The sequence below is a fragment of the Actinomadura madurae genome (genome assembly GCF_900115095.1).
GTDB classification, from domain to species: domain Bacteria; phylum Actinomycetota; class Actinomycetes; order Streptosporangiales; family Streptosporangiaceae; genus Spirillospora; species Spirillospora madurae.
Genome location: NZ_FOVH01000019.1, coordinates 96509 through 119207, shown reverse-complemented (window position 1 = coordinate 119207; position 22699 = coordinate 96509). Strand labels below are relative to the sequence as shown.

At 72.8% G+C, this 22699-nt stretch carries 21 protein-coding genes; 10 read left to right on the top strand and 11 right to left on the bottom strand.

The window, feature by feature from the left end; translation table 11 throughout:
• Positions 1-146: 146 nt before the first annotated feature.
• Together BM339_RS38645 and BM339_RS38640 are read left to right on the top strand one after the other, a co-directional pair.
• Positions 147-1364 (top strand): L,D-transpeptidase, encoded by a 1218-nt coding sequence (locus BM339_RS38645; protein WP_075024095.1) that lies wholly within the window; start codon positions 147-149, stop codon positions 1362-1364.
• A gap of 73 nt (positions 1365-1437) precedes the next feature.
• Positions 1438-2547 carry a hypothetical protein gene (locus tag BM339_RS38640; protein WP_075024094.1) on the top strand — a complete coding sequence of 370 codons (1110 nt, stop codon included), beginning with the start codon at positions 1438-1440 and terminating at the stop codon, positions 2545-2547.
• 20 nt (positions 2548-2567) lie between these two features.
• On the opposite strand, the gene BM339_RS38635 is transcribed toward BM339_RS38640, so the two are convergent.
• Together BM339_RS38635 and BM339_RS38630 are read right to left on the bottom strand one after the other, a co-directional pair.
• Entirely contained in the window at positions 2568-3005 is a 438-nt protein-coding gene (locus BM339_RS38635; protein WP_075024093.1) for a VOC family protein, read from the bottom strand.
• Position 3006: 1 nt separating this feature from the next.
• Positions 3007-3579 carry a DinB family protein gene (locus BM339_RS38630; RefSeq protein ID WP_075024092.1) on the bottom strand — a complete coding sequence of 191 codons (573 nt, stop codon included), beginning with the start codon at positions 3577-3579 and terminating at the stop codon, positions 3007-3009.
• A gap of 61 nt (positions 3580-3640) precedes the next feature.
• Here BM339_RS38630 and BM339_RS38625 point away from each other — a divergent pair, with 61 nt between their 5' ends.
• Together BM339_RS38625 and BM339_RS38620 are read left to right on the top strand one after the other, a co-directional pair.
• Entirely contained in the window at positions 3641-4603 is a 963-nt protein-coding gene (locus BM339_RS38625; RefSeq protein WP_075024091.1) for a helix-turn-helix transcriptional regulator, read from the top strand.
• 102 nt (positions 4604-4705) lie between these two features.
• Positions 4706-5137 (top strand): Fur family transcriptional regulator, encoded by a 432-nt coding sequence (locus BM339_RS38620; protein ID WP_021597702.1) that lies wholly within the window; start codon positions 4706-4708, stop codon positions 5135-5137.
• A 96-nt stretch (positions 5138-5233) separates the two neighbouring features.
• Here BM339_RS38620 and katG read toward each other — a convergent pair whose 3' ends face one another.
• On the bottom strand, positions 5234-7462 hold the full coding sequence (gene katG, locus BM339_RS38615; protein WP_021597703.1) for a catalase/peroxidase HPI: 2229 nt from the start codon (positions 7460-7462) through the stop codon (positions 5234-5236).
• Positions 7455-7898: a Fur family transcriptional regulator gene (locus tag BM339_RS38610; protein WP_021597704.1), complete on the bottom strand. Its 444-nt coding sequence runs from the start codon at positions 7896-7898 to the stop codon at positions 7455-7457. The genes katG and BM339_RS38610 overlap by 8 nt, the downstream gene beginning before the upstream one ends.
• Positions 7899-8066: 168 nt before the next feature.
• Between BM339_RS38610 and BM339_RS38605 the strand changes: the two genes are divergently transcribed.
• On the top strand, positions 8067-9338 hold the full coding sequence (locus BM339_RS38605) for a coiled-coil domain-containing protein (RefSeq protein WP_075024090.1): 1272 nt from the start codon (positions 8067-8069) through the stop codon (positions 9336-9338).
• Between the two features lie 15 nt (positions 9339-9353).
• Here the strand turns inward: BM339_RS38605 and BM339_RS38600 are convergent, their stop codons facing one another.
• Positions 9354-11054, bottom strand: coding sequence for an FAD-dependent oxidoreductase (locus tag BM339_RS38600; RefSeq protein ID WP_075024141.1), 1701 nt, complete (start codon positions 11052-11054; stop codon positions 9354-9356).
• Between the two features lie 184 nt (positions 11055-11238).
• Between BM339_RS38600 and BM339_RS38595 the strand changes: the two genes are divergently transcribed.
• Positions 11239-11802 carry a hypothetical protein gene (locus tag BM339_RS38595; protein WP_075024089.1) on the top strand — a complete coding sequence of 188 codons (564 nt, stop codon included), beginning with the start codon at positions 11239-11241 and terminating at the stop codon, positions 11800-11802.
• Between the two features lie 10 nt (positions 11803-11812).
• On the opposite strand, the gene BM339_RS38590 is transcribed toward BM339_RS38595, so the two are convergent.
• Both BM339_RS38590 and BM339_RS38585 read right to left on the bottom strand, forming a co-directional pair.
• Positions 11813-14755, bottom strand: a complete 2943-nt coding sequence (locus BM339_RS38590) for an AAA family ATPase (protein ID WP_244938505.1) — start codon at positions 14753-14755, stop codon at positions 11813-11815.
• A 31-nt stretch (positions 14756-14786) separates the two neighbouring features.
• The gene (locus BM339_RS38585) at positions 14787-15404 is read right to left on the bottom strand and encodes a GNAT family N-acetyltransferase (protein WP_083598401.1); all 618 of its coding nucleotides are present in this window, start codon (positions 15402-15404) and stop codon (positions 14787-14789) included.
• Positions 15405-15441: 37 nt separating this feature from the next.
• Between BM339_RS38585 and BM339_RS38580 the strand changes: the two genes are divergently transcribed.
• From BM339_RS38580 to BM339_RS38570, 3 genes are all read left to right on the top strand, one after another.
• Positions 15442-15957, top strand: coding sequence for a CGNR zinc finger domain-containing protein (locus BM339_RS38580; RefSeq protein WP_021597454.1), 516 nt, complete (start codon positions 15442-15444; stop codon positions 15955-15957).
• 111 nt (positions 15958-16068) lie between these two features.
• Positions 16069-16791 (top strand): hypothetical protein, encoded by a 723-nt coding sequence (locus tag BM339_RS38575; RefSeq protein WP_075024086.1) that lies wholly within the window; start codon positions 16069-16071, stop codon positions 16789-16791.
• 133 nt (positions 16792-16924) lie between these two features.
• Positions 16925-17674, top strand: a complete 750-nt coding sequence (locus BM339_RS38570; RefSeq protein WP_075024085.1) for a methyltransferase domain-containing protein — start codon at positions 16925-16927, stop codon at positions 17672-17674.
• A 23-nt stretch (positions 17675-17697) separates the two neighbouring features.
• Here BM339_RS38570 and BM339_RS38565 read toward each other — a convergent pair whose 3' ends face one another.
• The 3 genes from BM339_RS38565 to BM339_RS38555 form a co-directional block, all read right to left on the bottom strand.
• A complete protein-coding gene (locus BM339_RS38565) occupies positions 17698-18579 on the bottom strand; it encodes an SCO6745 family protein (RefSeq protein ID WP_075024084.1) in 882 nt (293 codons plus the stop codon).
• A 44-nt stretch (positions 18580-18623) separates the two neighbouring features.
• Complete coding sequence (locus BM339_RS38560; RefSeq protein WP_021597450.1) at positions 18624-19532, bottom strand: hypothetical protein; 909 nt, start codon at positions 19530-19532, stop codon at positions 18624-18626.
• A 414-nt stretch (positions 19533-19946) separates the two neighbouring features.
• Positions 19947-20489, bottom strand: coding sequence for a helix-turn-helix domain-containing protein (locus BM339_RS38555; RefSeq protein WP_218163873.1), 543 nt, complete (start codon positions 20487-20489; stop codon positions 19947-19949).
• A 95-nt stretch (positions 20490-20584) separates the two neighbouring features.
• Between BM339_RS38555 and BM339_RS38550 the strand changes: the two genes are divergently transcribed.
• Positions 20585-20992: an ATP-binding protein gene (locus BM339_RS38550; RefSeq protein WP_235206295.1), complete on the top strand. Its 408-nt coding sequence runs from the start codon at positions 20585-20587 to the stop codon at positions 20990-20992.
• Positions 20993-21001: 9 nt separating this feature from the next.
• On the opposite strand, the gene BM339_RS38545 is transcribed toward BM339_RS38550, so the two are convergent.
• The gene (locus BM339_RS38545) at positions 21002-22609 is read right to left on the bottom strand and encodes an AMP-binding protein (protein WP_075024083.1); all 1608 of its coding nucleotides are present in this window, start codon (positions 22607-22609) and stop codon (positions 21002-21004) included.
• Between the last annotated feature and the right edge of the window lie 90 nt (positions 22610-22699).

Genomic DNA, 22699 nt, shown 5'->3' with positions numbered 1-22699 from the left:
GTGCGTCGGTCCCGGAGAGCCGGCCGTCACGCCTTCCGGGCCGGACGGGAACAACGGGCCGTTCCGCAAGCGATCTTGATGCCGTCCCGCGTCACGCGGGCCAGGCGGGCTGTTAAGGGAGAACGGTGCGAGGTAAGGCGTTGGTGATGGCGCTGGTCCTGGGGCTGGCGGCCGCGTGCGGTGGCGGTGACGGCGGCGAGGGCGCGGCCGGGACCACCGCGAAGAACGGGGACGGCGCTCCCCAGGTGACGATCACCCCGGCGAACGGCAGCGGCCGGGCCCGTCCCGACCAGGGCGTGACGGTCAGCGCGGCCGGCGGCACGCTCGGCGCCGTGTCGGTGAAGCTGCGGGGCGCGGCCGTCCCCGGCACCCTGTCCGCCGACAAGACCATGTGGCGCTCGAAGTGGACCCTGCAGCCCGGCGGCGCCTACCAGGTGTCGGCGACGGCGACGTCCTCGAACGGCAAGTCCACCAGCGCGAACAGCGCCTTCCGCGCGAGCCGCGCGACGGCCGCCACCCGCGTCAACAACCTTGTGCCGAGCCAGAACGAGACGGTCGGCACCGGGATGCCGGTGTTCGTCCAGTTCAACAAGGCCGTGCCGGAGAAGGCCAAGCCCGCCATCGAGCGCGCCATCGAGATCTCCTCGACCACCCCGACGGAGGGCGCCTGGCGCTGGCTGAGCGCCGGCGAGTCCTTCAACGGCCTCCCGTCGGTCGTGTTCCGGCCGAAGCAGCCGTGGAAGCCGCGCCAGCAGGTGACCGTCAAGGTCCACTACGCGGGCCTGAAGATCGGCGACAACGTGTACGGCGACCGGGACGTCGTCCGCACCTTCAAGATCGGCGACTCGCACACCGTCAACATCAACGCCAAGACCCACCGGGCCGTGGTGAAGAAGAACGGCCGGACGGTCCGCACCTGGGGCGTGAGCCTCGGCTCGGGCGGCGACGTGCAGGCCGACGGCGTCGACCACCTGCTCACCACCAGCGGCGTCCACCTGACCATGGACCACGTCCGGCTGGAGCGGATGCGCCCGCCCGGCAAGAAGAAGGGCGACCCGGGCTGGTACGACGAGAAGGTCCCGTGGGCGACCCGCATCTCCAACAGCGGCGAGTACATCCACCAGAACATGGACGACCCGTCCTGCCTCGGAAGGCGCAACTGCAGCCACGGCTGCGTCCGCTCCCCCGCGAACGACGCGCAGTGGTTCTTCCACTGGTCCTACCGCGGCGACCTGGTCACCATCAGCGGCACCAAGCGCAGCCTCCAGTGGACGAACGGCTGGGGCTACTGGCAGGTCCCCTTCCCCAAGTGGACCAAGGGCAGCGCCCTCGGCACCTCGGTCACCACGACCCCCCTCGCCTGACAGGTTCCGGAAGCCCGTGGTGAGCGGGGGCTAGTCTGCTGGTTCCAGCGGCCTTGCGAGCACGGGGTGGGCGGTGGCCTCGAAGATCGTCCTGCACATCGGTCTCCAGAAGTCGGGGACGACGTTCCTGCAGCACGTGCTGCAGGCGGGCGGTGAGGCGCTCGCCGAGGCGGGGGTGCTCTACCCCGTCCCGCCGGACTGGGAGCGCGGGAAGCGGACCGTGGCCAACCACGAGTGGCCGAGCTACGGGCTGCTCGGAACCGAGTTCCCCTGGGTGTCGCGGGAGCGGGCGGCCGAGGAGGCCGGCTCGTGGAAGGCGCTGCTGGACGAGGTGAACGCCTGGCCGGGCACGGTGCTGCTGTCGGCCGAGGCCCTGTCGGTCGTCCGCAGGCCCGCCGTCGACCGGCTGATGGACGCGCTCGGGGCCGGCGACGTCGAGGTGGTCGTCACGGCGCGGAGCCTCGGACGGTCGCTGCCCTCCCTGTGGCAGCAGCACGTCCGCAACGGGCGGAGCGCCGGCTTCGCGGGCTATCTCCGGACGCTGGCGGAGCAGCGGAGGGCGGGCTGGGAGCGCGTGGAGGAGGAGCCCGCGCTGCACCTCTGGCGGGCGTTCTCGCTGAGCCGGCTGGTCCGCCGCTGGTCGGAGGCGGGCGCCGCGCGCGTGTCCGTGGTGACCACGCCCGGCAGGCCCCCGGAGCTGCTGTGGCGGCGGTTCGCGGAAGCGGCGGGCCTGCCCGGCCTGGACGGGGTCCCCGCCCTGACCGGCCGGCAGGCGCACACCGGTCTCACCGCCCCGGAGACGGTGGTGCTCTCGGCCATGAACGCGGCCATCCGCGAGAGGTCGTGGAGCGGGCAGAACGCCGACTGGGTGCGGCAGGTCGTCACGGAGCGGTTCCAGGCGCGCGGAGACCGCGGCGGCAGGGCCGTCATCCCGCCCGAGTGGCGGCGCCGCGTCGCCGGGTGGAGCGAAGAAGACCTCCGGGGGCTGCCCGGGACGTCCGCGCGGATCGTCGGTGACGCCGGCGACCTGCGGTACGACCCCGGCCGGGAGGACGGGTCCGCGCCGACCGCCGAGGAGGTCGGGGCGGCCGGCGCGGAGGCGGCGGTCGCGCTCGCGGAGGCCGCCCTCGACGAGTCGTTCGTACGGCGCAACGTCCGGCGCGTCCGGCGCAGGCTGCGCTGAGCGCTTTCGGTCGGGCCCGGTCAGTCGAGGCAGAACTCGTTGCCCTCCGGGTCGGCCATCACGATGTGGCCGAAGCCGAGCGGCGGCGCGGGCTCGTGGCGGTCGAGGCGGGTGGCGCCGAGGGCGACGAGCCGCGCGGCCTCGGCCTCCAGCGCCGCCATCCGGGCGTCGCCCTCCAGGCCGGGCGCGGCGCGCACGTCGAGGTGGACGCGGTTCTTGGCCCGCTTGCCCTCCGGCACGCGCTGGAAGAACAGCCGCGGCCCGGAGCCCTCGGGGTCGACCACCGCCGAGGCGTCGTTGCGGCGCTCGGGCGGCACGCCCAGCGCCTCCAGGGCCTCGTCCCAGGACGCGAAGTCCCCGGGCGGGTCCTGCAGCCGGTAGCCGAGGACCTCGGCCCAGAACGCGGAGAGCGCGGCCGGGTCGGCGCTGTCGAAGGTGATCTGGACGTCGCGGGCCATGTCAGCTCGCCTCCCGGTGAGTGTGCAGGTAGAGGTCGCGGAGCAGGCAGACCTCGGACAGATGATGGATCAGCTCGCGGTTGATGTGCAGGACCAGCGCCGACAGCGGATATTCGGCGTACGCCCCCTCCGCCTCGCCGCACGGCTCGGCGAGGCCCGCCTCGTCGAGGGACTCGACGCCGGCCAGCCATGTGGCGTACTCCGCGTCGAGCTGGTCCAGCGCCTCGGCGGCGGTCGCGGCGTACTCGAACGACCCGTAGTCGACGGGCGCGCGGCCGAAGTGCGCGGCGCTGCGCATCGCGAGCACGCCGGCGATCACGTGCCCGAGCCGCCAGGCGATCGTGGTGAACGGCGCCGGGTCGGGCGCGGGGAACGCGAAGTCGATGGTCATCGCGCCGGCCCCGGCCGCCATCGGCGTGGTTCCGGTGCCGCGCGGGCGGACGCTCCAGCAGTCCGGCACCGGCTCCCAGAAGTACTCGTCGTCGGTGAGCCCGTCCAGTCGGTCGCGCAGCTGGTTCGTCCAGTGCCAGTTGATCTGGTCTCTGAGCTGCTGGTTCCAGGTCTGATCGGCCATGGGTCCAGCGTTCCCCATATCGCGGACAGAATCCTTCCGCGATCCGTGGGACGATGGCCGCGTGACCGTCGAGGCGACGACCGAGCGGGTGCTGCGGCTGCTGGCGCTGCTGCAGCGCAGGGCGTCCTGGACCGCCGCCGAGCTGGCCGCCGAGCTGGACGTCACGGACCGCTCGGTGCGCCGCGACGTGGAGCGGCTCCGCACGCTCGGCTACCCCGTCCAGGCGACGTCGGGCGTCGGCGGCGGCTACCGGCTCGGCGCCGGCACCCGGCTGCCGCCGCTGCTCCTGGACGACGCGGAGGCGATCGCGACCGCGGTGTCGCTGCGGATGGCGTCCGGGGGGACGGTCGCCGGCGCGGGCGAGGCGGCGCTGCGGGCGCTCGCCAAGCTCGACCAGGTGATGCCGCCCCGGCTGCGCGGCGAGGTGCGGGCGGTGCACGGCGCCACCGAGACCCTCGTCGGCCCGGGGGTCGAGATCGACGCGGAGCTGCTGGTGACGCTCGCGCGTGCCTGCCGCGACGCCGTCCGGGTGCGGTTCGGGTACGCGGGCCGGGACGGCGGGGAGCGCGAGCGCACGGTCGAGCCGGTGCGGATGGTCGCGACCAACCGCCGCTGGTACCTGATGGCCTGGGACGTCGACCGCGACGGCTGGCGCACCTTCCGGCTGGACCGGATGCGCGAGGTGACGGCGACGACCTGGCGGTTCCGGCCGCGGGAGCACCCGGACCCGGTCGCCTACGTGCAGCGGTCGGTGACCGCGGCGCCGTACCGCCATGTCGCGCGGGTGCGGCTGGACGCCCCGCCCGACCGGGTGCGGGAGCTGGTGCCGCCCCAGGTAGGGCGGGTCGAGGACGAGGGCGGCGGGCGGTGCGTGCTCGTCGCCGGCGGCGACGACCTGGACTGGCTCGCCGTGCACGTGGTCCGGCTGGGCTTCGACGCGGAGGTGCTGGAGCCCCCGGAGCTGCGGGAGGCCGCCGCCCGGCTCGCCCGCCGCCTCGCGGCGATGGCCGCCGGCGACGGCTGACGGCCCGGTGGAACGGGTCAGGCGGGATCGCGGGCCGAGCACATACACTTGCGGTATTTGCTGACTTCACCTGTTCGCGTTTGTGAGGAGAGGTTCGACGCCATGACCGCAGCTCAGGGGCCGACGACCGCCGAGGAGCTGCGCGGTGCCGGGCTGCGCGTGACGGCCGCCCGCGTCGCGCTGCTGGAGACGGTCCGGGTCGGTGACCATCTCGGCGTCGAGGCGATCGCGAACGGCGTGCGCGACCGGGTGGGGCACATCTCGCTCCAGGCCGTCTACGAGGCGCTGCACGCGCTGACGGCGGCCGGGCTCGTGCGGCGGATCCAGCCGGGCGACAGCCCGGCGCGGTTCGAGGGGCGCGTCGGCGACAACCACCACCACCTGGTGTGCCGCGACTGCGGCGCGCTCAAGGACGTCGACTGCGCCAAGGGCGAGCCGCCCTGCATGCATCCGGTGGACGACGGCGGCTACCTGGTCGACGAGGCCGACGTGACGTTCTGGGGGCTGTGCCCGCGCTGCCGCACCGAGGCCTGAGACGGCGACGGCCCGGACGTCCGGGGTGTCCGGAACGTCCGGGCCGTCGAGGCCGTCCGGGCCGACCCCCGCGAGGGCCGGGCCCGGACGAGCGGGTCAGATCAGGTCGAACCGGTCGAGGTTCATGACCTTGTCCCACGCCGCGACGAAGTCCTTGACGAACTTCTCACGGGCGTCGTCGCTCGCGTAGACCTCGGCGAGCGCCCGCAGCTCGGAGTGCGAGCCGAACACGAGGTCGGTGCGGCTGCCGGTCCACTTGACCTGGCCGGAGGCGTCCCGTCCCTCGAAGGTCTCCTGGTCGGAGGACGTCGACTTCCACGTGGTGCCGAGGTCCAGCAGGTTCACGAAGAAGTCGTTGGTCAGGACCCCGGGGGTCTCGGTGAGGACGCCCAGCGGCGAGCCCTTGTAGTTGGCGCCGAGGACCCGGAGGCCGCCGACGAGGACCGTCATCTCGGGCGCGGTGAGGGTGAGCAGGTTCGCCTTGTCGAGCAGCAGGTACTCCGCCGGGAGGCGCAGGCCCTTCCCGAGGTAGTTGCGGAAGCCGTCCGAGGTCGGCTCCATCTCGGCGAACGACTCCTCGTCGGTCTGCTCCTGGGAGGCGTCGGTGCGCCCGGGGGTGAAGGGCACCTCGACGGTGTGGCCCGCGTCCTTGGCGGCCTTCTCGACGGCGGCGCAGCCACCGAGCACGATCAGGTCGGCCAGCGAGACCTTCTTGCCGCCGGTCTGGGCGCTGTTGAAGCTCTCCTGGACGCCCTCCAGCGCGCGCAGCACCACCGCCAGCTGGTCGGGCTCGTTGACCTCCCAGCCGTTCTGCGGGGAGAGCCGGATGCGGGCGCCGTTGGCGCCGCCGCGCTTGTCGGTGCCGCGGAAGGACGAGGCCGCCGCCCACGCGGTGGAGACCAGCTGCGCGACCGACAGGCCGGTGCCGAGGATCTGCTGCTTGAGGGCGGCGACGTCCGCGGCGTCGACGAGCTCGTGGTCGACGGCGGGCACCGGGTCCTGCCACACCAGCGTCTCGGACGGGACCTCCGGGCCGAGGTAGCGCTGGACCGGGCCCATGTCGCGGTGGGTCAGCTTGAACCACGCGCGGGCGAAGGCGTCCGCGAACTCCTCCGGGTTGTCCTTGAAGCGGCGCGAGATCGGCTCGTAGATCGGGTCGAAGCGCAGCGACAGGTCCGTCGTGAGCATGGTCGGGTGGGTCCGCTTGGACGGGTCGTGGGCGTCCGGGACGGTGTCGGCGCCCGCGCCGTCCTTCGGCCGCCACTGGTGCGCACCGGCCGGGCTCTTGAACAGCTCCCACTCGTACCCGAAGAGGATCTCGAAGAAGCTGTTGTCCCACTGGGTCGGGGTGTTCGTCCAGATGCCCTCGAGGCCGCTGGTGATGGTGTCCCCGCCCTTGCCGGTGCCGTAGGCGTTCTTCCAGCCGAGGCCCTGCTGCTCCATCGGGGCGCCCTCGGGCTCGGCGCCGACGTTCTCCGCCGGGCCGGCGCCGTGGGTCTTGCCGAAGGTGTGGCCGCCGGCGATCAGGGCGACGGTCTCCTCGTCGTTCATCGCCATCCGGCGGAACGTCTCGCGGATGTCGCGGGCCGCCGCGATCGGGTCGGGGTTGCCGTTCGGGCCCTCCGGGTTGACGTAGATCAGGCCCATCTGGACGGCGCCGAGCGGGTTCTCCAGCTCGCGGTCGCCGGAGTAGCGCTCGTCGGCGAGCCAGGTGGTCTCGGGGCCCCAGTAGACGTCCTCGTCGGCCTCCCAGACGTCCGCGCGGCCGCCGGCGAAGCCGAACGTCGTGAAGCCCATGGACTCCAGCGCGACGTTGCCGGTGAGGATCAGCAGGTCGGCCCAGGAGAGCGCCTGGCCGTACTTCTTCTTGACCGGCCAGAGCAGGCGGCGGGCCTTGTCGAGGTTGCCGTTGTCGGGCCAGCTGTTGAGGGGCGCGAAGCGCTGCTGGCCGGACCCGGCGCCGCCGCGGCCGTCGTGGACGCGGTAGGTGCCCGCGCTGTGCCACGCCATCCGGATCATGAACGGGCCGTAGTGGCCGAAGTCGGCGGGCCACCAGTCCTGCGAGGTCGTCAGCACCTCGGCGATGTCCCGCTTGACGGCGGGCAGGTCGAGGGTCTGGAACGCCTCGCGGTAGTCGAAGTCCTCGTCGAGGGGGTTGCGCTCGGCGCCGTTCTTCGCGAGGAGCTTCAGGTTGAGCTGGTCGGGCCACCAGCCGCGGTTGCCGCCGCCCTGGGTCGGGTGCGGGGCGCGCTCGTGCGCGACCGGACACTCACCCGCGCTCGCGGTGTTGGTGTCGTAGACGTCGGCCTGGCCGTTGTCAGCCATGTCGATTCCTTTCCGGGCCGTCTGTGGGTGAGCCTGTATCTCTGGCGGTGGAGCAGTCGGGGCACAGGCCCCAGTAGACGACCTCGGCCTCGTCGATCGTGAAGCCTCGGTCGTCGGAGGCGGTCAGGCACGGCACCTCGCCGACGGCGCAGTCGACGTCGGCGATGGCGCCGCAGGACCGGCACACAACATGGTGGTGGTTGTCCCCGGTCCGCGACTCGTAGCGCGCCACGGAGCCGGAGGGCTGGATGCGCCGCAGCAGACCCGCGGCCGTCAGCGTGTGCAGCGAGTCGTACACGGCCTGGTGCGACACCGTGGGGAGCTCCGTGCGGACGGCGCGGATGATCGAGTCCGTGTCCGCGTGCGGCCGCGCGTGCACCGCGCCGAGCACGGCCACCCGCGGGCGGGTGACGCGCAGGGCGGCGCCGCGCAGCATCGCCGGAAAGTCCGAGGGCGTCGACACGGAGGACAGCTTGGCCCACTTTCTGGAATGAGTCAAGAATACGCGCGAATCCAGTGAACGCGGGCGGCCGGCCGATCGCCGCGTCGGCCCGGTGGTCCCGAGGGGGAGGTGCGAATCAGGACGTTTCACTAGGATGCTCGCGTGCGCGAAGATCAAGGGGTCTGGCCGGACGCGGCCGGTGACGACGTCATGACCGCGCCGCTCCGGCTCCCGGCGGGCGGGCCGGAGGACCAGCAACCGGCGGAGGCGGTCGTGGAGCGCAGCAGCGAAGTCGATTCCGTGCCGGTGCGCGCGTTCGGCCAGGACGTCGAGCGGCTCGGCGAGCTGGTGGCCCAGCTCGTGACGACGGCCGGGACGCTCGGCGAGCGGCTGGACGGCGAGGTCCGCGAGGTGCTCGGCAGCGCCGAGAAGGCCCTGGCCGAGGCGCGCGGCGCGCGGCAGGAGGCCGCCGAGGCCGACGCCCGCGCGGCGGAGGCCGAGGCCCGCGCGGAGGCGGCCCGCAAGGAGGTCGCCGAGGCGCAGGAGGAGCTGCGCAAGGGCCTCGCCACCGCGAAGGCGAGCGTCACGGCGGCGCAGGAGAGCGAGGCCAACGCGTGGAAGGAGGCCGGCGCCCACCAGCAGGCGCGGGCCACGTCCGCCAACGAGGCCGCCAACGCCGAGGGGCTCCGCAAGCGCGCGGAGGCGGCGTGGAGCACCGAGCACCAGGCCCGCGTCGACGCCGAGCGCGAGCGCGACGACCTGGCCACGCGGCTGTCCGCGGAACAGGCGGCGCTGGCCACCGCGCGCACGGACCTCGCCGACGCCCGCACCGAGCTGGAGGGCCTGCGCGCCAGGCTGGAGGAGGCCGCCGAGGCCGAGCGGCGGCTGCGGGCCGAGCTCAGCGTCGTCCAGGGCGAGGTCGCCGGGCTGACCGTGGAGCGCGACTCCGCCGCGACGCGGGCCGTGGAGCTGGCCTCGCGCGCCGACCGGGCCGAGCAGCTCGCCGACGCCGCGGACGCGCGCATCGACGCCGAGCGGGAGCGCGCCGACCGGGCCGAGCAGCGCGCGGACGCGGCGGAGATGCGCGCGGACGCCGCCGAGATCCGCATCGACCGCGACGCCGCCACCGCCCGCGCCCTGCAGGACACGCTGCGGGCGGCGCTGGACCTCCCGTCCATGGAGGACGTCACCGGCGGCCGGCGCGGGGTGCAGGTGGGCGACACGGGCGCGGTCACCGTCCAGCCCGGCGGGCTCATCGGCGTCGACGAGGTCCCCGAGCTGATGGACGGCGAGCTGGCCGGCCGGTTCGCCCGCGCGATCCTCGCCGTCCGCGTCCACCAGGCGACGCGCCGGACCGCCCACGAGCCGCCCGCCGCCGAACCGGCCGCCGAGCCCGAGCCCGAGGCCGAGGAGACGGCGTCCGAGGACGAGTAGCGCCGCCCGCCCGCGTCATCTGAGCGCGGCGGGGGCGCCCTTTGGAACGACCGGCCTGTCGGGCATGACCCGCTCGACGCGCTCGTAGGCGGCGCCGGGCTCGGGCCGCGGGTCCTTCTGCCCCCGGTTCGGCCAGAACGCCATCGCGCGCTCGGCCTGGGCCGTGATGGTGAGGGACGGGTTGACGCCGAGGTTCGCGGTGACCGCCGAGCCGTCCACGACGTGCAGGCCGGGATGGCCGTGGACGCGGTGGTACGGGTCGATGACGCCGGTCTCCGGGGTCTCCCCGATGACGCAGCCGCCGATGAAGTGCGCGGTCGTCGGGATGTTGAACAGGTCGAACCACGTCCCGCCCGGGGTGGCGTCCAGCTCCTCGGCGAGCATCCGGACCGCGTCGTGGGCGACCGGGATCCAGGTGGGGTTCGGCTCCCCGTCGCCCTGGCGCGCGACGAGCCTGCGGCGGCCGAGGCGCCCCCGCTTCTCGCCGAGGGTGATGGAGTTGTCGGCGGTCTGCATGACGAGGGCGATGACGGTCCGCTTGGCCCAGTCCCGCAGGGACAGGCCGCGCAGGATGATCGTCGGGTGCCGGGCGGCCAGCCCGAGGAACTTCAGCCAGCGGGGCGGGCCGCCGCCGTCCACCAGCAGCGTCCGGATGACGCCCATGGCGTTGTTGCCCGCGCCGTAGCGGGTCGGCTCGATGTGGGTCTTGTCGTCCGGGTGGAAGGACGAGGTGATGGCGAGCCCGGTGCTGTGGTCGACGTCCTTCTTGCGGTGCCAGACGGTCATCCGCTCGACTCCGAGGAGCGCCTCGGAGTTGGTGCGGGTCAGCTCGCCGAGCCGCGGCGACAGGTGCGGGAGGCGGCCGGCCGCGCGCATCCGGTGCAGGAGGCGCTGCGTCCCGTACGTCCCGGCGGCGAGGACGACGTGCTCGGCGGTGAGCGTCCCGCGGCGCCTGCGCAGCGGCGCCGTGCGCTCGGTCGCGACCTCGTGGCCGCCCCCGGCCCGCGGCGTGAGGCCGACGACGGTCGTGTCGGGAATGACCTGCACGCCCGCCCTCTCCGCCAGGAACAGGTAGTTCTTGGTCAGCATGTTCTTCGCGCCGACCTTGCAGCCGATCATGCAGGACCCGCAGCCGGTGCACGTCGTCCGGCGCGGGCCGGCGCCGCCGAAGTACGGATCGCCGGCGTCCTCGCCCGGCTTCTCGCCGAAGAGCACGCCGACCGGCGTCGGATGGTAGGTGTCGCCGGCGCCCATCCGGTCCGCGACGCGCTTCATCGCCTCGTCCGCCGGGGTGACGAGCGGGTTCGTGGTGACGCCGAGCATGCGCCGGGCCTGGTCGTAGAAGGGCTTCAGCTCGTCCTGCCAGTCGGTGATGTGGCCCCACTGGCGGTCCTTGAAGAACGGCTCCGGCGGGACGTACAGGGTGTTCGCGTAGACCAGCGACCCGCCGCCCACACCGGCCCCCGCGAGAACCAGCACCCCGGCCTTGCCGCCCACCAGGTGGACGCGCTGGATACCGCGCATCCCCAGGCGCGGCGCCCACACGTACTTGCGCAGCCGCCAGGACGTCTTGGGGAGGGTGTCCTCGTCGAAACGGCGTCCGGCCTCGATCACGGCGACCCGGTAGCCCTTCTCGACCAGCCGCAGCGCCGACACGCTGCCGCCGAACCCCGAACCCACCACGATCACGTCGAAGTCGAAGCCGTCCTCGGCCACCGCGCACACCACCTTCGTCGGGGGAACGAAGGGCCCGAGTGTGGCCTTCCGGACCGTCGCACACCATGCACACAACGCAACGATTCTCCGGCGCGTTTATCACCCGATTGACAAATCCGGCCCCGCGCGCAGAGCGAGCGCACCACTACACTCCGGCTCAGCGGCTGCCGTCTCGGAGGATCGTGTGCCATTTCCCCCCATATCGACGGAGTGCCCTCTGCGGCTGAGGCACGAGACGGGCCGCGTACCGGACGAGAAGCGCAGGACGCTGACCCATGTCTCCTTTGTCGACAGCACCCGCCAGGTGCGGCGTCCGGAGCGGGGCAAGGCCAGAGAAGTCGTCGTGTGCGATCACTGTGGCCGGAGTACCGAGTTCACCGTTTTCAGCGTCAAGCGCGCGCAGCGGATGCGCACCTTCTGGTTCGCGCTCCTGCTGCCCCTGCTGGTGCTCGCCGTGGCGTCGCTCGTCCTGGTCTTCACCATGTTCACCGGTGTCGGCCCGGGCTACACCGACGGCCTGCCGACCTGGGCCGGGGCCACAGTGATCGTTTCCGGTATCGCGTCCATGTGGGCCATCGGTTTCATCCTCTTCTTCCTGTCGGATGAATTCGGCGTCAGAACCCGCTACCGATGGCGATACACCGGCCAGACGGTCACTCCCGACACGGAGCGCGGGACCTTTATCGGGAAATGCGTGGGGACCTGGCTTGAGCCGGGCCGGCCACACGGCCCCGACACGACATTGTGAGCCGACGGCCTTAGACGATGTCTTCGGGGAGGAGGGTGACGAGTTGGTCCGTGGTGAGCTCCGTACCGGAGTTGGCGAGTTGCTCGGTGCGGCGGGCGTGGGCGGTCACGGCGGCGCGGAAGAGCTTGTCGACCTCGCGGCCGTTGCCCTGCCGGAACTTGTCGCGGTTCGCCTCCAAGTGGGCGGCCAGGGCCTGCCTGGTCGGGTCCGGGACGCGGTAGTCCGCCGCCTTGGCCTTGCCCTCGAAGATGGAGATGAGGCCGTCGACGGGGTAGGGCGCGAAGGTCAGGGTGCGGGCGAACCGTGACGCCAGGCCCGGGTTGGTGGCCAGGAACCCCTCCATCTCGGAGGTGTAGCCGGCGGCGATCACGATGACCTCGTCGCGATGGTCCTCCATCAGCTTGACGAGCGTGTCGATGGCCTCCTGGCCGAAATCGTGGCCGCCCCCCTGGCGAGACAGGGTGTACGCCTCGTCGATGAACAGCACCCCGCCGCGGGAGCGCTGGAACACCTCGGTGGTCTTCTGCGCGGTCTGCCCGACGTACTGGCCGACCAGGTCGGCCCGTGCCGTCTCGACGACCTGCCCCTGCGCGAGGACGCCGAGTGCGGCGAGCAGTTCCCCGTACAGGCGGGCCACGGTCGTCTTACCTGTTCCCGGGGGACCGGCGAAGATCAGGTGTCCGGTGAACGGCTCGGCCTCCAGCCCGGCCGCGCGCCGCCGCCGCGCCGACGCGATCAGGTCCAGCAGGTCGCCGATCTCGCGCTTGACCTCGTCCAGGCCGGTCATCGCGGTCAGCCGCGCCTGGACGGAGCGGACCTGCCCGGGGTCGCGGGCCTCCCCGAACCGCGCCGCCAGGCCGGTGTCGACGTCGAGATCCGCCGCCACCAGCAGGGACAGCTCCTCGGCGGACGGCAGCTCCTCCAGGTCGGCGAAGCGCTGCGCCTGCCGCTCCACCGCCGCCTCGAACACCTGCCGCGCCGCCCGCCCGTTCCCGAACGTCGCGTCCCGCTTCACCGACGCGAAGTGTTCGAGGACCGCCTGCCGCGCGTCGTCGGCAAGCCGGTACCCGGCCTTGCCGGCCTGCGCCTCGACGATCTGGACGAGCTCCCCCGGGCTGTAGTTCTCGAACTCGACCGTCCGGGAGATCCGCGACTTCAGACCCGGGTTGGCGGCCAGGAACTCGCGCATCTCCGCCGAGTACCCCGCCGCGATGACGACGACCTCGTCGCGGTGGTCCTCCATCAGCTTGACGAGGGTGTCGATGGCCTCCAGCCCGAAGTCGGTGCCGGACGCCGTGCGCGACAGCGTGTACGCCTCGTCGATGAACAGCACGCCGCCCTTCGCGCGCTCGAACGCCTCGGTCGTCCGCAGGGCCGTCCCGCCGACGTTCTCCGAGACGAGGTCGCCCCGGCTCACCTCGATGACCTGGCCCTTCTCGACCACACCGAGCGCCGCCAGGATCCCGCCGTACAGCCGCGCGACCGTGGTCTTGCCCGTTCCGGGCGGGCCCGCGAACACCATGTGACGCCCGATCGCCGGGCCGGGCGGCAGCCCGGCGGCGCGCCGCCGCTCGGCGACCTTCTGCAGGTTCGTCAGCTTCCGGATCTCGCGCTTCACCCCGGCGAGCCCGATCATCGCCTCCAACTCGGCGAGCAGCGCGTCCGCCTTCGTGCCGCTCTTTCCTTCCGGGGCGGGCGCCCCGGTCTTGGGCTCGGCGGGTGCCTTACTCGCGGGCTTCTTCGCGGGCGCCGGTTTGGCGGCGTCCTTCGTCTCGCCGGTCTTGACGGGGGTGTCGAACCGGTCCGGCCGGCCGTTGCGGACGCTCGTCAGATCGCTGACGACGACTTTCGCCTCGACGGAGGCGGCGATGCCCCGGCCGGCGTTGTCGGTCACCGAGCATTCCCGGATGGAGAGCTGGGCCCCCGGGTCCGCGGCCACGCCGGCGACCTTGTTGCCGCTGACCGTCACCCCCTCCAGTATGCCGACGCCCTCGCCGCCCAGCCCGAAGCCGACCTTGTCCGCCTCGGCGACCCGGCCCCGGACGAGCATGACCCTCGCCTTCTCGGTGACGGACACGCCGTTGGCGCCGGCTCCGACGACCTCGCAGTCCTGGAGGATCGCCTCGCTCTTGGTCGCGATCAGCCCGGCCCGCTTCGACGCGTCCACCCTGACCCGGCGCGCGGTCAGGACGGCGCCGTTCAGCACCCATACGCCGTCGATCCCCGCGTCCGAGATCCGAGTGTCCTCCGCGTCCGCCTTGCCCTTGTCCCGCACGACCAGGGCCGTCTCACCCGCGTTCTGGATCGTCGAGGTGCGGATGGTCGCGCTCGCGTGGTCGTCGACCACGATCCCGGACTTGCCCGGACCGCTGATCGTGCACTGCTCGAGCACCGGCCGGGACCCCTCGGTCGCCCAGATGGCGTGCTGGGCCGCGTCCTCGACGCGGCACGACCGCAGCATCACCGAACTGCCGCTGCGGATCGCGACCGCGTTGCCGGTCGCCCCGGTGAGGACGGTGTTCTCCAGGGCCCCGGTCGAGGCGCTGTACACGACCGCGCCCTCGTCCACCTTGCAGTTCCGCAGGTAGAGCCGGCCGCCTTTCGACGTCCGCACGGCGATGTTGGACCGTGACACGAACTCGCACTGGTCCGCGATGACGGACCCTTCGTCGAGTTCCACCGCGGTGCCCTCGTCGCTCCAGTTCCGGACGATCAGTCCTTGCAGCACGACCTGGCCCGTGACTTCGATCGTGGCGGCGCCACGGCCGTCGAGCGTGACCGACCCCAGCCCCGCCGCGGCCTCCATGAAGAAGTCGCCGGTGCTGCGAAAGCCGGTGTTCGGGTACGAACCCGGCTCGATCACGATGTGCCGTCCGGGCGGTGCGTTCGCCGGCAACGGCGCGTTGAGCGCCTCCAGTACGGTTCGGTACGCCCCGGGGGAGGTCTGTGACACGACCAGACGATGCAAGCTCGGCTCCTCACGATCACCGCAATCGTGCCATGACGTGTCCCCAGATCATGCAGTCGTGCCAGGTATCGCGGTCGGGGTCGGTCGCCTTCCAGGCTCGGCAGTGGCGCGGGAGACGTCGTTCGTACCGGTATCCGGCGCGGTCGGCCAGACGCAGCGAGGGGGTGTTGCCGGGCTCGATCTCAAGCCAGATCCGGTCCAGGCCCAGGTCGTCGTGCGCCCAGCGGGTCAGTGCGCCGACACCGCGCAGGGCCAGTCCTCGGCGGCGGTTCTCCGGCCGCACCCAGTAGGCGAGTTCGGCGCTGCGCGGGCCGTCGATCATCAACCCCAGGGCACCGAGCAGGCAATCGTGCATGAGGAGCCCGTAGGACGCCTGATTTCCCGCGGCCGGATCCCAGTCGTCCAGGGCGGCGTGCGCGTCCCGAGGCGTGTAGGGCCCGGCCGGGTGCGGCCCCCAGAGCGAACGAGCCGTCTCGGTACCGGTCGCCTCGACCACGAGGGCGACGTCATGCCTGGTCAAAGTGCGCAGCCGCAGCCCCCGCCCCAGGTCGACGTCGGCGATCATTTCACCTGGCCCTGGACGTCCGGACGGCATCGGCCGCGACGTCGTAACGTAGTTGGTGTTCATGTTCATGCCGCCTACTATGCGAACGAAGGAGGTAGGGGGTCAAGTGCGTTACGTCGCCTACATCGGCAATCTGACCCGCCTGGCCGTCGAACTGGTCAACGGTGACGAGCCCAGCGAGCTGCGGCGGGAGTTCTTCCGCCAGCACCACATAGCCGAACCGGACGCCGGCGAGCTGGAAGGTCTCCTCGCGCCCCTGCGCGAGGCGGTCGCTGCCGTCGCGGACGGCGGACCGATCGCTCCCGTCAACCTGCTGCTGGAACGCTTCCCGCCCGTGATGCACGTCAGCGAGCACGACGGGGAGGGCCAACAGCACCTGCACTTCGGCCGCGACGGAGAGGAGCCCGTCGCCTGGCTCGGCCGCAGTTGCGCCGCGGCCCTCGCGCACGCGATCTGCGGAGACCCCGAGGTGGCCGTGGGCCGGTGCCGGGCGGAGGGGTGCGCGCGCTTCTACGTCGACGACTCCCGCAACCGCAGCCGCCGCTTCTGCTCCAACACCTGCGCGAGCCGGACGACCGTCGCCAATTACCGCGCCCGCCGCAAGGCGGCCACCACCCGCTGAGCCGCGCCGCCGTGCACCTCGCGTCGGCGGGCTCGACCCGCCCTGCTCGGCGACATGTAGTCGTCGTAGTTCGCTTGACCACCTACACTCTTGCCTCCTAGCGTAGGCAGCATGAGCGCTAATGACACCTACACAATTCTCGATACCGCCCGCCGCCTGCATGTGCTCGGTGACTGGGACCACGCCGCCGCACTGCTGGCCGGAGAGCGAAGCACCGAAGCGCTCGAACTGAGGGCCGAGATCCTGTACGAGCGGTTCCTGTTCAGGCTCGACGGCATCGACGCCGCGGCCGGCGCGATCGCGGACCTCGGCCCGGAATCGCCGCGAGCCCGCCTGCTCGCCGCCCGGCTCGCCTACACCCGCCTGGTCTTCAAGCTGGACCCGCTGCCGGAGGACTACGAGACCGCCGAGTCCGGGTACCGTTTCGCGTCCGCCGACCCGGCCACGCACGGATGGGCCGAGTTCCACTGGGGAGCGCTCCTCGACAACGTCCGCGACGACGGTGATGCCGCGAAGGCGCACTACACCGAGGCTCTCCAGGCCGCCCACCGGGAAGGCGACCCGATCCTCGAATCGATCGTGCTCCGCCACCTGGCCTGGCGGGTGATCGAGGACGGCGATCGCGACGAGGGGCTGCGCATGCTGCGGCGCTCGCTTCATCTACGCTCCGCGGTCGGCCTGCGTCCGCAGATCGCCGCGGCCCAGCTCCTGCTCGCCGCCGAGCTGCCCGGCGATGATCCTGAGCGTGCCACTCTCGTCGAGACCGCCCGGACCACCGCCGACGAACTGGGCCTCAGCTGGGTTCGGACCGGCCTCGATCAGCTCGCCGCCTGACACCAGCCCCGAGGGACGTCCCGATACTCGGTCCCGAGGACGTGTCGCCGAACGGCGTCACGCCGTCCTTCTGGCGCCGCCGGATCTAGGCGCGCTTGACTTCAAGTCGCCTTTAAGTCGCAGCATGACGCGCATGTCCAACGAAACGATCGAAGCCCTCATCCCTCAACTCGATGCGGTCGACGCGAGCCCGGGCGCCGCCGAGCTGCGCGCCCGCTCGTACGAACTGCTGCGTTCCGCCCCGGGCTCGCTCACGGTCGATGTCGGCTGCGGTGCCGGGCGCGCCGTCGCCGAGCTGGCGGACCAGGGCGTCCGGGTGATGGGGATCGACGTTGACGACCAGATGATCGCGCTGGCGCGGAAACGCTGGCCGGACGGCGAGTTCCGCGTCGGGGACGCGTACGCCCTGCCGCTCGGGGACGGGGAGGCCGCGGGCTATCGGGCCGACAAGGTCGTCCACACGCTGGCCGACCCGGGGCGGGCGCTCGCCGAAGCACACCGGGTTCTCACCCAGGGCGGGCGCGTCGTGCTGTGCGGACAGGACTGGGACACGTTCGCGATCGATTCCGCCGACCCGGAGGTCACCCGCACCATCGTGCAGAAACGCGCCGACCTGGTCGCGTCGCCGCGGGCCGCCCGCCGGTACCGCAACCTCCTGCTGGACGCCGGCTTCCGCGACGTGACGGTCGAGGTGCACACGGGGGTGTTCACCGACGGCTCGTTCCTGCCGGTCCTCACCCGCCTCGCCGAGACCTGCCGCGAGCACGGCGCGATCACGCCCGCGCAGGCCCAAACATGGATCGCCGACCAGCGGGAACGCGCCCGGACCGACCGGCTGTTCGCAGCCGTACCGATCTTCATGGCGGCGGCGACCCGTCCCTGAGAGGGTGAGCCGGCCGGGCGCGGTCAGCGCTGCGGGGCGGGGACCTTGCCTATGCCGAGGGTGTTCTGGGCCGGCATCAGGCCGGTCTCCAGCACCTTCACCAGGATCGGCATCGTGAGCTGCGCGAGGCGGTCGGCCTTGGCGGCGCCGAGCGCGCGCCACGGTTCGTGGGCGAGGTCGTCGGTCAGCCGCTCGACGGAGTCGCGGAGTTCGCGTCCCGCGGCGGTCGCGGTGCCGGCGGCGTCGACGAGGCCGCGGGACGCGAGGCGGTCGCGGGCGGCGGACCACTCGGCGTCCGCCCAGCCGCGGCTCGCGAACGTCTCCTCGGGCGCGGCCCCGATCGCGGCGAACGACACCAGCGCCTCGGCCGGGTCGAGCCCGTGGGCGAGCAGCGCTGCGACGTGCCCGTCCCCGCGCTGCTCGCGCAGGATACCGATGGCGTGCCAGAGGACGAGGTGCGGTTCGTCCGGCCAGGGCAGGCCGGCGTTGGCGGCGGCGATCGGGCGCCCGGCCGTGCTCGCGGCCTCGGCGGCGGCGCGGGCCAGCTCGGCGGCCTCGGCGAGGTCCGCGTCCGCGATGCCGTCGCCCAGAAGCGCGCGGTACATGGCGTCGACGGCGCGGAGGCGCCCGTCGAGGACGCGTTCGGGCGGCGCGACCGCCCAGGCCGCGGGGACGTGCTCGGCCACCATGCGGGGGCTGAAGCTGTAGAAGGCGGCCGAGACCAGCTCGGGGCCCGCGGCGCCGAGGGGCGCGGCACGCCAGGCGAAGTAGCTCGGCCAGCGGGTGCCGGTGTCGTAGCCGAGCCGCTCCGCCTCGGCGAACACCTCGGGCGAGTACCAGAACAGGGCGTGCACGGCTTCGAGCTGGTGCCACATCTGCCGTGCCAGGCCCGGGTCGTCCGTCATCGACGTCTCCTCTCTCGTCGTCTCCCACCCTATCTTGACATTGACTAGATTGGAACGTCGACCGGTCTGCGGGCGGGACGGCGCTCGTGGCGGGGGAACACCAGCAGGGCGAGGACGGCCAGCCCGACGCTCGCGGCGCGCAGCGCGAACGGCCCGGTCTCCCGGGGCCACGGCTCCCCGTACAGCAGCGTGGCCGACAGCAGCAGGTGCGTCTTCGCGGTGACCGTGACGACGGTGACGATCACCGTGAGGCGGCAGCGCTGGAGGCCGATCGTCAGCAGCCCGACCCCGAGCGTCCCCGCGAGGAGGAACAGGTACGGGTGGGGCGAGGACGGCACGTCCGCCCCGCGGCCCGCCGCGAGCATCATCGCCATGCCCTGCCCGAACGCCTCGGCCGCGCCGAGCAGGACGCCGGCGCCCAACCCGTAGGCGATGCCCGTCAGCGGCCGTGCGTGCCGGCCGGCGACGGGCCGGTCCCGCACGGCGAACATCCAGAGCGGCAACGCCAGGGAGGGCACGAACACCGGGGCCGCCTCCCGGAGCGGGAGCGCGGCGGCCCCGTCCGCGCGGTGCATCTCGTCCGGCACCGGCAGCACCGACAGGGCCGCGGCGACCATCGCCGCCACGGTGATGAGGACGGCGGCCCACTCGCGCGCGGTGGGGCGCTCGCCGAACCCGCTCATCCCGACGGCCAGCAGCAGGACGAGCCCGAGCCCGTAGGCGGGCAGCGTCGCGGCGACCGGAAGGCCGGCGAGGGCCGTGGCCGAGAGCCCGAAGCCGGCCGCGAGCACCAGCAGGCCGGCGAGCCAGCGCGGGCTGCCGAGGAACCGCGCCGCGGCCTCGGCCGGATGGCGGCCGGAGACCGGGCCCATCCGCCCTGCGGCGGTCTTGAAGAGAACGTAGGCGGCGATGTAGACGGCCTGCGCGGCACAGGCGAGGACGACCGCTTGCATGGCGCACCTCCACGGGGTGGGCCTTGAGCGTGACACGGGGAACGCGGTCGGTGATTGGCGCTGAAAGACGGAGAAACCGCCCGATTTGTACGTTCGAGTGAGTGGTTCCCCTCACATCCGCGCCACCGATGCCCGCGCCCCGCACCGGCGCGCACGGAGCACCATCAGATATGTGGTGAAGTGAGCAATGTGCTGGTCGTTGTTCACTTTTTCCGTGATGCGGGAGTTCTGTGGTAACTCCTACCGTAAGCTCCGCCACCGAGGGTGAAGCTGTCCCGGAAAGGCCAAGATCAATGCGTCCGTTGCGTTGCCCGATCACTCATCGCAGGTGAATGATTGCGGTGCGCTTCCGAGTCCGAGTGGTGATGCATTGACGTCCTCCCCCCGTTGAAGGCGGGGGGATTTCAACCGTTCCTACGCTGGGTGGAGGTCGGGTTGGGGTTCGCGGTTCCCCGAGACCTGTGCGAAGGAGACGTGCCGGCGTCCAGCACGGTCACGGATGCCCCGGAACGACTTCACACCGCCGGAGATAGGGCGGGACCAGCGGAACCGGACCCATCCCACCTTCGGGACCCGTACCTCACCCGTCTTGCGGGACAGGCGCCGTACATCCCATTGCCTGCCGCGCCGACCGACGATCCGGAACCCCTCATGCACACCGGCTTTGCGCCACGTCGGCCGCTGGTGCGTCCCGCCGAAGAAGTTGGCCATGGCTTGGCCGAAGTCCTTGAGCGCCTTGTGCTGAACGGTCACCGACCCGGCGCGCGGCCACGCGAACGCGGCGCGGGCCTCCGTGAGCTGGGCGCACCGCTCGGCGAACCCCGGCGCACCCCGGCGGTCGGGCCTCCAGCGCCCGTGCTGCTCGACGGCCAGGTTCCATACGAACCGGGCGTGCCCGCAATGCTCGAGCAGCCCCGCCTCCTGATCGGAAGTCGACTGCAGACGGTAACGGGACACGCACCCGACGCTAACGGAAAGGACCGACAGAACATGACCAGCCGCAGGAGCACCCTCCCCGGCCAAAGGGATGGGGCGTTCGCCCCAGAAGCCCAGTGACCGTAGGGATGGAACGGCTCGGTGAACCGTTCGGCTTCACCGGCGACGGCGACGGCGGCCGGCGAGCCCGCCGCCTCGTCCGCGAGCGTGCCGCGAAGGTCGTCGCGGACGACACGCTCCTGGACGACGTCGAGCTGATGGCCGCCGAGGCGGTCGCCAACGCCATCCTGCACGGTTCCGGGCTCGTCACCGTGGACGTCGCCACCGACGGCGAGCGGCTCCGCGTGGAGATCGCCGACGACGGCCCCGCCCAGTCCGACCCGCACAGGCGCCCCCGCCTCGACCACGGCCGCGGCCTCACCGTCATCGACGCGCTCGCCGACGAGTGGGGGCTCGACCAGACCACCCGCCGCACCCGCCTCTGGTTCGTCGTCGACGCCCACCGCACACCCGCCGACGCCTGACCCGCGTGCTCAACCCGCGTCCTGGGCCAGCGCGCGGCGCAGCACCTTGCCGGTGGCGTTGCGCGGCAGGGCGTCGACGAACGTGACGTCGCGCGGCACGGCGAAGCGCGCCAGACGGTTCCGGACGTGCGCGCGCACGGCCTCGGCGTCCAGCGTCTCCCCCGCGCGCAGCACGACGAACGCGGCGGCCCGCTGCCCGAAGTCCTCGTCCGGGACGCCGACCACCGCGACCTCCCTGACCTCCGGCAGCCGCTCCAGCACCTCCTCGATCGCGCTCGGGAAGACGTTCTCACCACCCGAAACGATCATGTCGTCATCGCGGCCGTGCACGAACAGCCGCCCGTCCCCGTCGAGGTGGCCGAGGTCGCCGAGGCTCAGCAGGCCGTCCCGCGTCTCCCGGGTCTCGCCGCCGGTGTAGCCGGCGAAGAGCAGCTCGTTCGCGGCGAAGATCCGCCCGGTGACGCCGGCCGGGACGGGCTCGCCGGCGCCGTCCAGGACCGCGACCCGCGTGCCGGGCGGCGGGGTGCCCGCGGTGTCCGGGTGGGCGCGCAGATCGGCGGGCGTCGCGATGGTGACCCACGACGCCTCCGTCGACCCGTACAGGTTGTAGAGGACGTCGCCGAACTCGTCCATGAAGGCGGTGGCGAGCGTCGCGGGCAGCGCGGAGCCGCTGACGGCCGCGATCCGCATCGAGGACGTGTCGTGCGCGCGCCGGACGCCGGCCGGGACGTCCAGGACGCGCTGGAGCATGACCGGGACGGCGACCAGCGCGGTCGCGCCGGTCTCCTCGATCGTGCCGAGCGTCCGCCGGGGGTCGAAGCGGGACCGCAGGACGACGGTGGCGCGCAGCGATACCGCCGTCTGGAGCATCGCGTATCCCCAGGTGTGGAACAGCGGCGCCTCGATGAACATCCGCTCGTGCACCCGGTACGGGATGCGGGACAGGATCGACGCCAGCGGCGACAGCCCGGGGCGCGAGTGCCGGTCGGCGCCCTTGGGCCGGCCGGTCGTGCCGGAGCTGAGCACGATCGTCCGGCCCGCCCTGGCCGGGGGCTCGACCGGCGCGGCGGGCGCGGCGTCGATGAGCCTCTCCAGCTCCGACCCCGGCCCGCCCGCGGTGATGGCGTGCACGCGCTCCGGCACCGCCGCGAGGAAGTCCCCGAACTCCTCGTCGGCGATCACGACCTCGACGCCCTGCTGACCCAGCACGGTCACGAGCTGGCCGGTGCTCATCCCCGTGTTCAGCAGGACGAGGTCGCAGCCGCCCTTGCCGCACGCCGCGAGCACCTCCACCATGCCGCGGTGGTTGCGGCAGAGGACGGCCACGCGCGGGGCGTCGCCGAACCGGCCGAGCGCGGTGGCGAGGCGGTCGGTGCGGGCGTCGAGCTCGCCGTAGGTCAGCTCCCCGGCGTCGTCCACGACCGCGACGACGTCCGGATCGCGCGCGGCGGCGGAGGCGACCGTCCCGCCGAGCAGGGTGCCCCAGCGGCGGAGCGCGCCGAGCTGGCGGGCGACCTTCAGCGGCGGCCCGGGACGCCACAGCCCGCTCCGGGCGAACATGCCGCCCACCCGCGCGACCGACGCCGCGCGGCGCCCGAACTCCGTCCGTCCGCTCATGTGACCGCCTCCGGTTGAGGTTCCGGATACGAACGGTACGGACGTCGCGCGCCGTCCTCTGCTGATCCGCGCCAGCTCTTCGGCCGGGCG